Raw genomic sequence first — 13,941 nt, 5'->3', positions numbered from 1 at the left:
GCCCGGTCCGCGGGCACGGTGCGCCCGCGCGCGTCGAAAACTGAGGAGATACCGGGTTCTGAGGAGGCATCCAGGCGAAAGGCCCCTCAGAAACCCGCAGGCTCCTCAGACTTCCACGGCGGATGCCGCGACAGCCTGACCGGTGGGAGGATGAGGGCATGCCGGAGATGCCGGAGGTGCAGGGGCTCGTCGACTTCCTCGGCGAGCGCGCGACGGGGCTGACGGTCACCACGGTGACCGTCGCGAACATCGCGGCGCTGAAGACCTACGACCCGCCGATCGACGCCCTGAAGCGCACGACGGTGGTCTCGGCCGCACGCCACGGCAAGTTCGTCGACCTGAGGATGGATGCCGGCATCCATCTCGTGTTCCATCTCGCCAAGGCGGGATGGCTGCGCTGGTACGACCGGCTTCCGGCGACGACGCTTCGCCCCGGAAAGACGCCGATCGCGCTGCGCGTCGGCTTCGACGACGGTTCGGGGTTCGACCTCACCGAGGCCGGCACGAAGAAGTCGCTCGCGGTCTATGCGGCCCGCGACCCGCAGGATGTGCCCGGCATCGCCCGCCTCGGCCCCGACCCGCTCGATGCCGCCTTCACCCGCGACGCCCTTGCCGGGCTGTTGGCCGGTCGCCGCACGCAGATCAAGGGGGTGCTGCGCGACCAGTCGATCGTCGCGGGCATCGGCAACGCCTATTCGGACGAGATCCTGCACGCCGCGCACATGTCGCCGTACGCCCTCGCCGCGAGCCTCGACGACGCCGAGATCGACCGCCTGTACGGTGCGATCCACGCGACGCTGACCGAGGCGGTGACCACGGCATCCGGCAAGCCGCCGGCGGAACTGAAGGATGCCAAGCGCCGCGGGATGGCCGTCCACGGTCGTCGCGGCCAGGCATGCCCCGTCTGCGGCGACGAGGTGAGATCGGTCTTCTTCGCCGACAACTCGCTCGAGTACTGCCCGACGTGTCAGACCGGCGGCAAGCTGCTCGCCGACCGGCGGCTCAGCCGGTTGCTGAAGTAGGAACGCCGCGGCTCAGTCGACGGTGTCCAGCAGCAGGTGGGCATCGTCGTCGACCCAGTCCAGCGACTTCGAGACGGCCTTCTGCCACTGGCGGTAGCGGCGCTCGCGCTCGTCGGCATCCATCCGCGGTTCGAAGCGCCGGTCTTCCCGCCAGTTCGCGCGCAGCTCGTCGAAGCCCGACCAGAAGCCGACGGCGAGCCCCGCGGCGTAGGCGGCGCCGAGCGCCGTGGTCTCGACGACCCGCGGTCGCACGACGGGCACGCCGAGGATGTCGGCCTGTAACTGCATGAGCACCTCGTTGCGGGTCATCCCGCCGTCGACGCGCAACTCGGCGAGGGCGACGCCGGTGTCGGCGACGACGGCATCGATGACATCGCGCGACTGGAACGCGGTCGATTCCAGCGCCGCCCGGGCGATGTGCGCCTTCGTGACGTACCGCGTCAGCCCGACGAGCGCGCCGCGCGCATCCGGCCGCCAGTACGGCGCGAACAGCCCCGAGAACGCCGGCACGAAGTAGGCGCCGCCGTTGTCGTCGACGGATGCCGCCAGCCGTTCCACGTCGGCGGACGTCTCGATGATGCCGAGGTTGTCGCGCAGCCACTGCACGAGCGATCCGGTGACGGCGATCGAGCCCTCCAGCGCGTAGTGCGCGGGCGCGTCGCCGAGCCGATAGGCGACCGTCGTGATGAGCCCCGCGCGCGAGCGCACGATCTCGGTGCCGGTGCCCACCAGCAGGAAGTTGCCGGTGCCATAGGTGTTCTTCGATTCGCCGGCCTCGAACGCGGCCTGCCCGAAGGTCGCCGCCTGCTGGTCGCCGAGGATCCCCGCCAGAGGGATGCCGCGCAGCGGCCCGGGCAGCGACGTCGAGCCGACGACCTCGGAGGACGAGCGGATCTGCGGCAGCATCGCGCGGGGAATGCGCCACTGGGCGAGCAGGTCGTCGTCCCAGTCGAGGGTGACGAGGTCCATGAGGAGCGTCCGGCTGGCGTTGGTGACATCCGTGACGTGGATGCCGCCGTCACGACCGCCGGTGAGGTTCCAGATGAGCCAGGTGTCGGGCGTGCCGAACAGGAGGTGGCCGGCATCGGCCGCCGCGCGGGCGCCGTCGACGTGGTCGAGGATCCAGGCGACCTTGGAGGCGGAGAAGTAGGCGGCCAGCGGCAGCCCGGTCTGCTCGGCGAAGGCGTCGGCGCCGCGCTCGGCGATGAGCCGGTCGATCTCGGGCTGCGTGCGGGTGTCCTGCCAGACGAGGGCGTTGTGGACGGGCCGCCCGGTGCGCTGGTCCCAGACGATGACAGTCTCGCGCTGGTTCGTGACGCCGATCGCCGCGATGTCGCCCGCCGCGAGCCGGGCCGATTCGAGCACCCGCGAGAGCACCCACTGCGTGTTGGTCCAGATCTCCACCGGGTCGTGTTCGACCCGGCCGGCGCGCGGGAAGATCTGCTGATGCTCACGCTGCGCCGAACCGCGGATCGACCCCGACCGGTCGAAGACGATCGCACGCGTCGAGGTCGTGCCCTGGTCGAGGGCGATGACATGCTCTGCCACGTCTCCTCCTTGAGATCGCGATGGAGTTTGCGGGATGAACGCCACGCTACCGGTCACCGCATGACGGCGGGCCCGGTGACCGCGCCCTCGGCGGCATGCACGGCGGCGAGCGCGCGGTCGACCTCGGCGGCGCAGGTCGCGGCGTCCCACCCCAGCACGGGGGCGATCGCGGCGGCGACCTCGGCGGCGGCCTCGGGTGTCGCGAGCCCGAGGAACGCGAGCGCCGTGCGCCGCATGAGCACGTCGTCGAGGTGCACGACCTGCTCGGTCGCGGCGAGGTGGCGCAGTTCGTCGCGGCTGTAGCCGGGGGCGGTGGCGAGCGGCTCGTCGTCGGGCGCGAGCGCGGCGATGACGTCGGCGGCGACCGTGCCGTAGCGGTCGAGCAGTGTCGCGGCGCGGGCGAAGCCGACGGCATCCGCGTGGATCGCGATCCACTGCCGCCGCGCCCGCTCAGAGGTCGGGTAGCCCGCACCGCCGCCGATCGGCAGCCCCTTCGTGCTGCGGATGCGGGGGCGCGCGAGGAGGTCGAGAACGCGGTCGGTCAGGTGCGCCGCCGACGCGCGGAACGTCGTCCATTTGCCGCCGACGAGGCTCAGCACGGTCGCGGCATCCGGCGCATCGCCCAGCCGCTGCGCTTCGATGCGGTAGTCGCGCGAGACGAACCCGGGCGCGAGGTCGCCGTGCCCCGGCAGCGGCCGTACGCCCGCGAAGCGGTACGCGATCTGCGAGCGGTCGACCGGGATGCCGGGGAACACATGCCCGATCAGGTCGAAGAAGTAGTCGACCTCCGCCTCGGTGCACACGATCGGCTCGCGCATGTCGTGCTCCAGGTCGGTCGTCCCGACGAGGACGCGACCCCCCAGCGGGTAGATGAGCACGATGCGCCCGTCGGAGTGCTCGAAGAACAGCTCGCGGCCGCCGGTGGCGGCCAGCAGCTCGTCGTGCTCGAGCACGATGTGCGAGCCCTTCGTGCCGCCCATGTAGCGCGTGCGGTCGCCGAGGGCGGCGTTGGTGAGGTCGGTCCACGGGCCCGAGGCGTTGACGACGACGGATGCCGCGAACACGAACTCGCCGTCGCTGTCGCTCAGGACCACCTTGCCGCCGGCGGCTCCGACCGCGGCCGTGTAGTTCGCGGCGCGCGCGGTGCCGCCGCGCTCCCCCGCCCGCAGCCCGTCGCGCAGCACGTCGAGGGCGAGGCGCTCGGGGTCGTGGAGCGAGGCGTCCCAGTAGGTCGCGGTGTACTTGACCGCCGGGTTCAGCTGCGGCAGCTGCTGCAGCGAGCGCTTGCGTCCGTGGAAGGCGTGCCGCGGCACGGAGCCCTTGCCGAAGAGGCCGCCGCCGCGGGAGAACGAGTCGTAGATCACGAGCCCGATCTTGATGAGCGCCGCCCCGCGCTCGTGCGCGGGGCCCTTGCCGTGGCGCAGGAACCGCAGCGGCGCCGACAGCACACCGGAGAACGTCGTGTAGATCGGGATCGTCGTCTGCAACGGCCGGACGTAGTGCGGCGCGGTCTTCAGCAGCGCGCCCCGCTCGGTGACCGCCTCGTGCACGAGCCGGAACTCGCCGTTCTCCAGGTACCGGATGCCGCCGTGGATCATGTGGCTCGACGCCGCCGACGCCCCGCTGACGAAGTCGCCGCGCTCGACGAGGGCGACGTCCACGCCCTGCAGCGCGAGGTCGCGCAGCGTCGCGAGCCCGTTGATGCCCCCGCCGATGATCAGCACATCGGCATATGGCCTGTCGCGCAGCGCCCCGGCACCCGTGGTCATCGTTCCCCTCTCCCGTACCAGGCTAAGCCGTGCAGGAGAACGACAGGCGGATCGCCGCGGAGTCTGTGACCGGCAGAGCATGACGACCCCGAGCGCCCTCGGATCGCTCCTGCGAACGGTAGCCCAGAAATCCTGCTAACGGTAGCCTAGATCATCTGCTAATGGTAGCTTAGGGACGTGACCGCCTATCTCCCGCGCGCAATCGACGACCAGCTCGACGTCGCTCTCGCCGAGTTGCCGGCGGTGGCGATCAATGGCCCCAAGGGGGTCGGGAAGACGGCGAGCGCGCAGCGCGTCGCCACGACGGTGCTGCGCCTCGACGACCCGGTCCAGCGGGAGTTCTTCGACGCAGACCCGGGCCGGCTGCGCACCGCCGCCCGACCCGTTCTGCTCGACGAATGGCAGCGTGCACCGCGCGCGTGGGACGACGTGCGCCGCTGGGTCGACGACGGCGCGCCGAGCGGCAGCATCATCCTCACCGGCAGCGCCAGCCCCCGCGGTGCGACGATCCACTCGGGCGCGGGCCGTATCGCGGCCCTCCGCATGCGACCGATGTCGCTCGCCGAACGGGCACTCGTGGCCCCCACGATCTCACTCGATTCACTGCTCGGCGGCACGGCCGACATCACGGGAGAGAGCCCCGTCACTGTGCGCGGCTATGTCGATGAGATCACCGGTTCAGGGTTCCCCGGCATCCGTCGCCTCAGCCCGCGCGGTCGTGCGCTGCAACTCGACTCCTACATCGACAACGTCGTACAGCGCGAGTTCGCCGACCAAGGACGTGCCGTGCGTGCCCCCGAAACCCTTCGGCGCTGGCTGCGCGCCTACGCCGCCGCGACCAGCACGACGGCGAGCTACGCAAAGATCCTCGATGCCGCGACGCCCGGCGAGACGGACAAGCCCGCCAAGACGACCACCATCGCGTACCGCGATGTGCTGCAGAGCCTGTGGCTGCTCGACCCGGTCGAACCGTGGGCGCCCGGAGCCACCGACCTCGGACGACTCGGTCAGAGCCCCGTGCACGCTCTCGCCGACCCCGCGCTGGCATGTCGGCTGCTGGGGATCGACACCGACGATCTCCTGGACGGCGCTCCCGAGGCAGACCCGATCGTCACGCGCGTCGGGGCCGGTCATGGGACGGTCCTCGGCCGGATGTTCGAGGCGCTGGTCGGTCTGAGCGTGCAGACGTACGCCGTGCACGCTGGCGCGCGAGTGGGCCACCTCCGTACCCGCAACGGCGACCACGAGGTCGATCTCATCGTGCATCGCGCCCGCCGCACGGTTGCGCTCGAGGTGAAGCTGACGCCGTCCGTTTCCGACGAGGATGTCCGTCACCTGCGCTGGCTCCAAGGTCGCATGGGCGCCGAGCTCACGGATGCCGCCGTGATCACGACAGGTCCGGTCGCCTACCGGCGCCGCGACGGCATCGCCGTGGTCCCGGCCGCGCTGCTGGGCTGGTGAGCGCCGATGTGCCTCATTCATGAAATGCCTCACTTGCTGAGATCAAATTCGGTGACGAATCACCTCTCGCCCGCGCAAGAGAACGCCGGTGCTATCCTGGATGCGTGCCTCCCCCCGAGGGGTGTGAGGAAGGAAGGGCCGAGACTCCCGCGTCGTCGTGGGACTCGGCCCTAACGCCATCAACGGACCTGAATCGGCACCGGCACGGCCTTCCCCGCCGACGCCAGAGTGTTGACTACTTCCTGCTGCGCTTCAGCAGGGCAGTAGGTAGCTCCTCCTCGACCAGCAACTGATCCGGTCGAGGCGAAGCCCATAGCACCGTTACGTACGCGGCGCAGCGGCCAGCCCTTCCCCGCCCGTAAGCTCACACCATGGAAGCGAGGGTTCGCTGGATCATTGCGGGTGTCGTCGGTGTCGCAATGATGGCAATCGCGCTTGCAATGGCGTGGAGCTTCTTAATGCCCGTCGGTGATCTCACAGGCTACAGGTCAGACCGAATCGCGTTCGACATCGTGGCGGCGGAGACCGGCGGGAGCTATCGAAGCGTACTTGTTGACCATCATGTAGAGGCAGAGTGGGAGTACGTGACGATCGCGCTCACAGGCGCCGATTCAGCTAAGGTCCATCTCCGCTTGACTGAAGGCAACGTCAGAGGCGATGCCGATTGGTACTGCGGGTCGGGGGTACAAGCTGCTGCCGGAGGGAGCCCTGCTTCGTACCGTTCGCTTCGTGACGGCGTCGAGCTTGTGATCACCGCGGGTGAGTCGTACAGCCTCTCGGAGGCGCTTCAGGCCGAAGGCGTGGCCTTCAAACGAGCAACGATGACGAGCAACGCGATCGGTATATCTTGCCAGCGAATCGGAACGACGTTCGAAAGGCGATCGCAGGGGCTGGTGCTTCTCGCATCCTCCTCGATATGGGCGTCCTTGGAGCATCAAGTACAAGCGAATCTGTCCCAGTCATTGGAGCTCCCCTTGGGTTGGGAGATTGCAGGTCGCGTGAAGCAGGTCAGCACCAGGGAACACTTCGGGGGTTCCTCGGCACGAGATCCCAGCGACAGGTACATATTCGTCTCCAGCCCAGAGCGGGCGAGTCAGACGGAGTCGGCGGACCAGATAGACGGTGTGCAGCTCGTGAGAGACAGTGCGGCGGCCTCAGACGAGGCTACCGGCCCTTGACCCCTGATCTTGGACACGCTGATTCCAGCACGGCGCTGGGGAAGCGAGAATCCAAGGGATGGCAAGGAAGAACTACACGGATGATTTCCGGCAGCGGGCGGTGGATTTGTATGAGTCCACGCCTGGTGCGACGGTGAAGGGCATCGCGGCGGACCTCGGGATCTCCCGCGGCGCGTTGCGGGAATGGGTCGAGAAGCACGGCACCGGGACAACGACTGCTTCGACGTCGGTGCCGGCGTCGGGGCGGTCGGAGTCGCAGGCGGCACGGATCATCCGGCTCGAGGCCGAGCTGGCCGCGTCCGAGGCGGAGAAACGCAAGCTGGAGACGGAGCGGGACATTCTCCGTCAGGCGGCGAAGTATTTCGCCGGGGAGACGAACTGGTGAACCGCTTCCAGTTCGTTGAGGACCACAAGGACGCCTATTGCGTGAAGCGGTTGTGTGAGGTCATCGAGATCGGAAGGTCGTCGTACTACGCGTGGCTTGCCGCAGCGCCGGGACGCGCCGCTCGCGCGGCCGACGACGCGGCCCTCGCCGATCGCATCCGGGTGCTGCAGGACCCCGGCCAGGGCGGCGACCGCGCCTACGGGGCACCCCGGATCACCGCTGACCTCAACGACGGCGTCACGCCCGCCGAGCGGGTGAATCACAAGCGGGTCGCCCGGGTGATGCGCGAGCACAAGCTTGCCGGGATCCGGCTGCGCCGGCGGGTGAAGACGACGATCCCTGACCAGTCTGGCCGTCGCTTCCCTGACCTCATCGGTCGGGACTTCTCGATCGGTGAGCCGAACCGCCGGTACGTCGGCGATATCACCTACCTCCCGATCGCGGATGGCACGAGTCTCTACCTCGCGACCGTGATCGACCTCGGGTCGCGGAAGCTCGCCGGTTGGCAGATCGCCGACCACATGCGCACCGAACTCGTCGAAGACGCCCTGAACGCAGCGGCCCGTGATCGCGGGTCGCTGGCCGGCACCGTGTTCCACAGCGACCACGGATCGGTCTACACCTCGAAGGCCTACGCCGAGCTCTGCGAACGGCTGAAGGTCACGCAGTCCATGGGCGCGGTGGGGTCGAGTGCCGACAACTCACTGGCGGAGAGCGTCAACGCCGCACTGAAACGCGAACTCCTCGAAGGCGCTACCGCGTTCCCCGAGCAGGCCACCGCCTACCGCGCCGTGTTCCGCTGGGCAAACCGCTACAACACCCGCCGACGCCACTCCGCGATCGGCCAGATCACCCCGAACACCTACGAAACCGCCTACGCGGCCGCGAAGTCAGCTACCCTCACGGAAGCGGCATAAACGAAACGACACCGTGTCCACGATCGAGGGTCAAGGCCCACCCGTGCCTGGCTATCCGCATTACTTGCAGGTGCCGCGGTGGCGCTGCTCGTTTCGTCCGTCGAGCATGTGCTCACTCGGCGGGACAGTGACACAGAAGCGGTCACCTCCGCACCATCGGATCGCCCCGAGACGCCTACGCGACGCTCAGCAGTTCCGATCTGGGCTGCCGCAGTAGTCGGATTCACTGCGGCAATGGTCCTGAACTTGTCGCGGCGCAGGCTCCGTCTGTAGGTCGCAGCCACAGCCCATGTAGTGGCTGCCTGATGCAGATCCTCAAAGTTCCCGAGGCGTAGGTAGAGCAGCAGGTCGACGTATCCATCCCCACCCATCCACGTCCTCGTCACCAATATTCGTCTCAAGATCCTCGATGGCGGCGGTCAACTGGCAGCCTCAGCAGCGGCGATGTGTGCCTCGAAGACGTCCAGCGCATCCGGATCGAACTCGAACAACGACTGCACGTGCGCGGGATCTTCGACGAGTTCTGGATATCCCCAGGTGGCGACCCCGGGTTCGGCCCACAGTTCCCGTCCCGTCGCGCGTATTCCCAGCTCCAGACCAAATCGCCAGCCCTCCGGGATCGGTGCCGTGAACAGCTCGAAGAAGCCCGCGGGCACGAAGCTGGGGCCACCTGAATCGTCGCGGACGAGGAAATAGAGAGCCCGCTCAGCGATCGTCATGCCGACGGCAACGTAGACCTTCCCGACCGTAAGCGGATAGACGCCCTCGAAAGGCACAGCCCGGCTCTGCTGGTGGTCAGCGAGCGCCTTCGGATCGTTGGCAACGCAGTTGACTCTCATCGCGGCATCACGAACTTGAAGTCATCGACCGCACCCGTCACCACGTTGCGCACATAGTGGACATTCACGCCGTTGACGATCTGCTGCATCTTCACCCATCCTTCCGACGCAGACCAACGAGGGTCAGCCATCGTGACACGCTGAATCTGCGCTCCGGCGGGCGCCGAACGCACCTCAGTCATCGCAAGTTGCTCAGTCAGATTCTTGGGCTCCATCCGCCCGGTCGACCCGAGACCAAGGGGTTTTGGCGCGGATGGAGGCAACCCTGGCAACAGGTTGTCTGCGGTCTTTGCTGCGTCTGTGCCGCCGCCGGCGAGTTTTTCGCCGAGTCTACCGATCCTGGCCATCGCCGGGACGACGCCGGCTCCGGGGGCCATGCTGCTGGCGCCGAGAAGGGCGCCGACGGTGTCTCCCTCGACGAGGCTGACAACGGAGTCCAGCCCGTCGCAGGGCTCACCGGCCCCGGGCAGCAGACCACACGCGATCAACGCCCCGTGCACGCCCGTGCTGGACGCGGCGAACTGCGCAGCCCGCAACGCCGACGTGTCACACGCCCCGCCGCACGCGCTGACGTACTCCGGGATCGAGAACGTCCAATACGCCGCCGTGCCCCCGCCCACACCGATCACCGGCACCGTCGAGACCGGAACCACCGGCGGACCCGACTTCGGTGTCGGCACCGTCTTGCCCGCCGACGCAGGCGCGGAAATCGTCATGCCGGGGTGACGGAACCTCCCCCCGTCGGGGAGCTTGTTGATGCCGGGCATCAGCCCCGACGGATCCGAGAACGTGACGGGGTTGTTGTCGGCGTAACCGTACGCGTTGAACTGGGCCGTGTTCAGTCGATCCAGCAACGGATCCACCGACACGAACCTCCCCGACGCGGCGTCGTAGAACCGCGCGCCCAACGCGGTCAGGGTCGACCCGTCCACACTCGCCCCCAGGAACCCGTGCCCCTGCACCGTCCCACCCGTGGACCGTGGCGCCCCGAACGGGTCGTTACGCACCCGCGTCACCCCCGCCGCCCAGTTCGTGTTCGGCACCCAGCCCACCGGCGACCCCTGAGGATCACAGACCACAGACGACACGCCCGCCATGCCCGTCCCGGTCCGCACCGCCACCGTCCGGCCCGCGAACGAATACCACCGCGACGCCGACACCGCCCCCGCGCTGGTGACCTTCACCTCCATCCCGCCCGGCAGGAACACCGTCGCCCCCGCACTGTCCGTGCGGATCACCCGATCCCCCGCAGCGTCGAACACGTTCGACCCCGCACCGGGACCGGTCGAGGCGACCAGCTCACCCTCCGCATCCCACGACAACGTCCCCGTCGAAGCCCCACCGATGAACGTGGTCTGATTGCCCGCCGCATCCCACGTCACACTCGTCGTCGTCGCCGAGCCCGACGGCGGCGTCACCTTCACCTGCGACACCCGGTGCGAACCCGCCGCCACCGTGTACGCGGTCGTCGTCGCCCCCGCCGCCGCACGCACCACCTTCTGCGTCCGGTTGCCGACCGTGTCATACGAGAACTGCTGCCAGTACGGCGCCGGGCCGGTCACGACCGACTGCGTCACCGAACCCGCCGCCTGTGGCGAAGACCGAACCGTGGGCGATATCGCGCATCGAATGCACCCGGGCGTGTCGCGACCTCTGAGGGGTGGCTGTGACCGGCTCTCGAAGAAGATTCCGGCGTCGGTGTCAGGAATGTGCCCTCTGGAGTCACTTTATCTCCAGGAGGGTTCACGAAGAGCCCATCGTCTCAGCGTGGAGGCCGTCGTGGGCGTTCTGTTCGGTTCGTCGTCGTCATCGTCGGGTGGGGGTGGGGTGCGGATGCCGCCGCGGTATCGCGCTCGAGGGCGTGCGGCGGCGGCGACTGCGGTCGTTGCGGCTCTGGTCGTGACGTTGGCGGTGGGGTCGTCGGCTTCGGCGGCGACCGCGGAACCGGTCGCGGTCAGTGCGGCGGTGAAGGCAGCGGCGTGTGCGACCGCGTCGGCGAAGTCGGTGGATGCCGCGGGCAGCCTTGCCGTGCTGTGCGACACCCGGGTGGAGGTGCTGGACGAGCGGACTCCGTGGGCGTCGTCGTACGTGCTGCCGTCGGGCGAGTCGGTGCTGGAGGTGTCCGCGGTTCCGACCCGCACGGAGGTGAACGGGTCGTGGGAGCCGGTGGACACGTCGATCGTGGCGTCGCGCTCCGCGGAAGGGTTGATGGATGTCGCGGCGCCGGTGGCGCGGCTGCAGGTCTCGGGCGGTGACACGGCCGACACGACCGATGCGGCGGTGCCGTTGGGCACGATCACCTCGGAAGCGGGGCAGACCTTGACAGTCGGGTTCCCGCTGCCTCTGCCGCAGCCGACGGTCGACGGGAACAGGGCGACGTATGCGCTGCACGACGGCGTGCGGGTCGTGACGTACATCTCGCCGTCGGGCATGGGCTTCACCCCGGTGATCGAGTTGGACGACCCGGAGGCTGCGACATGGTTCCGTGATGCTCTCGCCCAGGCGCGCGAGGATCGTGGGCTGCCCGGCGACGGGTTCGAGATTCCGTTGTCGTTCGCTTTCTCCGACGGCCTGACCGCCCGCGCGCTGGATGACGGCACGGTGCAGGTCACCGACGACGGCGGGAACATCGTGTTCCAGGCGCCGCCGGCGTACATGTGGGACTCGTCCGGTGCGCTTCCGATCGATCCGGTGCTGCCGGGTGAGAAGAAGCCCGCTGCGCTCGACGGCGACCGCGCCGAGTGGGCTTGGCCGGGCGACGTGGTGGCACAGATGCCCGTCCGGCTGGAGGGGTCTGCGCTGGTGCTCAGCCCCGACGAAAGCGTCCTGGATGCCGAAGACACGTCCTGGCCGGTTCACATCGACCCGGGGTTCAGCGGCCACGGTGCGGCGGATTGGACGATGTTGCGGACGGGCGGCTACACGAGTTCGATGTACCGGTTCACCGATCTCAGCCCGTCGTATCCGGGCGGTGGCGTCGGCCGATGCGTGGGTGTGTCGTCGTGCGGGGTGAGCTACTACGTCGGCCGGCTGGTGTGGCAGTTCACTGGTCTGTCGAGCATCGCTGCTCTCGTCGGCTCGGACATCGACTCGGCGACGCTGAGCGTCTACGGGGTCAGCTCGTACAACTGCAACGCCGCGACGACCGAGCTGTGGCACACGGCCCCCATCACCTCCGCATCGACGTGGAGCACTCTCGGCTATCTCTCGAATCAGTCCTCGAACACGAGTGCGCAACGCGACGGGTGCGCACAGGGGCAAGGCTGGCGCGATTTCAATGCGCTTGGCATGCTGCGTCTCATCGCCGACGTCGACGCCGACAATATCACGATGGGACTGAAGGCCAGCGACGAGTCGTCTATGGCCGGATGGAAGAGGTTCCGCAACGACGCGAAGCTCGCCGTCACGTATAACCGGCCGCCGACCGCTCCGACGAACGTGCGGCTGACCAACCCTGTCGCCGCCTGCGTGTCGGGCACCAGCCGGCCGGCGATCAACACCGCGACGCCTACGATCACGGGCACGCTGTCCGACCCGGACGGCGGCACGGTGTACCCGAGCTTCCAGGTGTTCAACGTGTCCACCGTCACCCAGGTCTGGGCGGCGACGCCGGCAGGCGTCGCCGCCGGGTCGTCGGTCAGTGCGACCGTGTCGCCGGCGCTCTCGGATGGCGTCGCGTACGGGTATCGGATCAAATCGAACGATGGCGCAAAGTGGTCGAACTGGAGTTCGCCGCTGTGCGAGTTCACCGTTGACACGGTCAAGCCGGTCGCTCCGACCGTGACGGCGGTGAGCACGGGCATGCAGGCCGTGTACCTGTCTACCGGCGTCAACGGCGGCGTCGGACGCACAGGACTCTTCACGCTGAGCAGGGGTACGTCGACGGACGTGACGCAGTTGCGGTACAAGTTCTCCACGGCGACGGTGGCCAGCACCGTGACGCCCGACGCGAACGGCAACGCGCAGGTGACGTATGCGCCTCCGATCTATGGGCCCGTGACCCTTACCGTCGATGCGAGAGATGCCGCGGGCAACTGGTCGAACCAGACGGTGTACGCGTTCACGGTCGCCGCGCCGAAGGCGTCGGCGGTGTGGCTGCTCGATGACGGCGCAGGGACCGTCGGCGCGGACACGAGCACCACCACGCCGGCGAATCCCCTGACGATCTCCGGCGCGACGTGGACCGACGGGGCTCTTGCCGACTTCGGTATCAACGGATCCGACCGCGCGCTGGCCTTCGCCGGCACGACCGGCTACGCCACCGCTGCCCCCGCGGTGGACACCTCGGCAGGCTTCGCGGTGTCGGCCCGCGTCTGGCTCGACGCGACAGCATCCGGCACGGGCACCTTCGTCGCCGTCTCACAGGATGGCGCGTCGCAGTCGGCATTCACGCTCGGCTACAAGCCAGGCTGCGCCGGCGGCAGCGGGTGCTGGTCGTTCGGCATGGCCGACGCGGATACGTCGACGGCGACGGTCACCTCCGTCGACTCCGCGGCGGCGGCGCAGCGCGGACGCTGGATGCATCTCGTGGGCGAATACAACACGGCCACGCCGGGCTCACCCAAGCTCCGGCTCTGGGTGTGCGATATCGGCAACCCGGACGATCCGGGCGACCTCGAGCCGGTGTCGTCGCAGCAGTCCAGGTCGGCGACACCGTGGAAGGCGTTCGGCTCATTCACGGTCGGCCGAGCCAAGGCGGCGGGAACGTCAACGGCGCCGTGGCGCGGCAAGGTCGACGACATCCAGGTCATCGGCGGCCCGGCCATCGACACCACGAAGGTGCTGCACCTCTGCCAGGAAGGGACCGGTAACGACTGATGTC

General features: G+C 68.7%; 9 protein-coding genes. 5 read left to right on the top strand and 4 right to left on the bottom strand.

Annotated features, from left to right (window positions below; genetic code table 11):
- Positions 1–158: 158 nt before the first annotated feature.
- Positions 159–1,022 carry an Fpg/Nei family DNA glycosylase gene (locus tag QM720_RS08360; RefSeq protein WP_415125656.1) on the top strand — a complete coding sequence of 288 codons (864 nt, stop codon included), beginning with the start codon at positions 159–161 and terminating at the stop codon, positions 1,020–1,022.
- Positions 1,023–1,034: 12 nt separating this feature from the next.
- Here the strand turns inward: QM720_RS08360 and glpK are convergent, their stop codons facing one another.
- The gene (gene glpK / locus QM720_RS08355) at positions 1,035–2,570 is read right to left on the bottom strand and encodes a glycerol kinase GlpK (protein ID WP_415125655.1); all 1,536 of its coding nucleotides are present in this window, start codon (positions 2,568–2,570) and stop codon (positions 1,035–1,037) included.
- A 53-nt stretch (positions 2,571–2,623) separates the two neighbouring features.
- A complete protein-coding gene (locus QM720_RS08350; protein ID WP_415125654.1) occupies positions 2,624–4,339 on the bottom strand; it encodes an FAD-dependent oxidoreductase in 1,716 nt (571 codons plus the stop codon).
- Between the two features lie 177 nt (positions 4,340–4,516).
- On the opposite strand from QM720_RS08350, the gene QM720_RS08345 reads away from it, so the two are divergent.
- From QM720_RS08345 to QM720_RS08335, 3 genes are all read left to right on the top strand, one after another.
- Positions 4,517–5,800 (top strand): ATP-binding protein, encoded by a 1,284-nt coding sequence (locus QM720_RS08345; protein ID WP_415125653.1) that lies wholly within the window; start codon positions 4,517–4,519, stop codon positions 5,798–5,800.
- Between the two features lie 371 nt (positions 5,801–6,171).
- On the top strand, positions 6,172–6,978 hold the full coding sequence (locus QM720_RS08340; RefSeq protein ID WP_415125652.1) for a hypothetical protein: 807 nt from the start codon (positions 6,172–6,174) through the stop codon (positions 6,976–6,978).
- Between the two features lie 58 nt (positions 6,979–7,036).
- Positions 7,037–8,280 (top strand): IS3 family transposase gene (locus QM720_RS08335; RefSeq protein WP_415125651.1). Its coding sequence is split into 2 segments (ribosomal slippage): positions 7,037–7,343 and positions 7,343–8,280, totalling 1,245 coding nucleotides; the frame shifts between segments, so codons are not numbered across the junction.
- A 419-nt stretch (positions 8,281–8,699) separates the two neighbouring features.
- Here the strand turns inward: QM720_RS08335 and QM720_RS08330 are convergent.
- Together QM720_RS08330 and QM720_RS08325 are read right to left on the bottom strand one after the other, a co-directional pair.
- Positions 8,700–9,119, bottom strand: coding sequence for a hypothetical protein (locus tag QM720_RS08330; RefSeq protein ID WP_415125650.1), 420 nt, complete (start codon positions 9,117–9,119; stop codon positions 8,700–8,702).
- Positions 9,116–10,696: an RHS repeat-associated core domain-containing protein gene (locus tag QM720_RS08325; protein WP_415125649.1), complete on the bottom strand. Its 1,581-nt coding sequence runs from the start codon at positions 10,694–10,696 to the stop codon at positions 9,116–9,118. The genes QM720_RS08330 and QM720_RS08325 overlap by 4 nt, the downstream gene beginning before the upstream one ends.
- A 322-nt stretch (positions 10,697–11,018) precedes the next feature.
- On the opposite strand from QM720_RS08325, the gene QM720_RS08320 reads away from it, so the two are divergent.
- Positions 11,019–13,937 carry a LamG-like jellyroll fold domain-containing protein gene (locus QM720_RS08320; protein WP_415125648.1) on the top strand — a complete coding sequence of 973 codons (2,919 nt, stop codon included), beginning with the start codon at positions 11,019–11,021 and terminating at the stop codon, positions 13,935–13,937.
- Positions 13,938–13,941 lie beyond the last annotated feature (4 nt).

Origin of the sequence: Microbacterium sp. (assembly GCF_047602155.1) — a bacterium.
Classification (GTDB): domain Bacteria; phylum Actinomycetota; class Actinomycetes; order Actinomycetales; family Microbacteriaceae; genus Microbacterium.
This window is presented reverse-complemented; position numbering and strand designations above follow the sequence as displayed.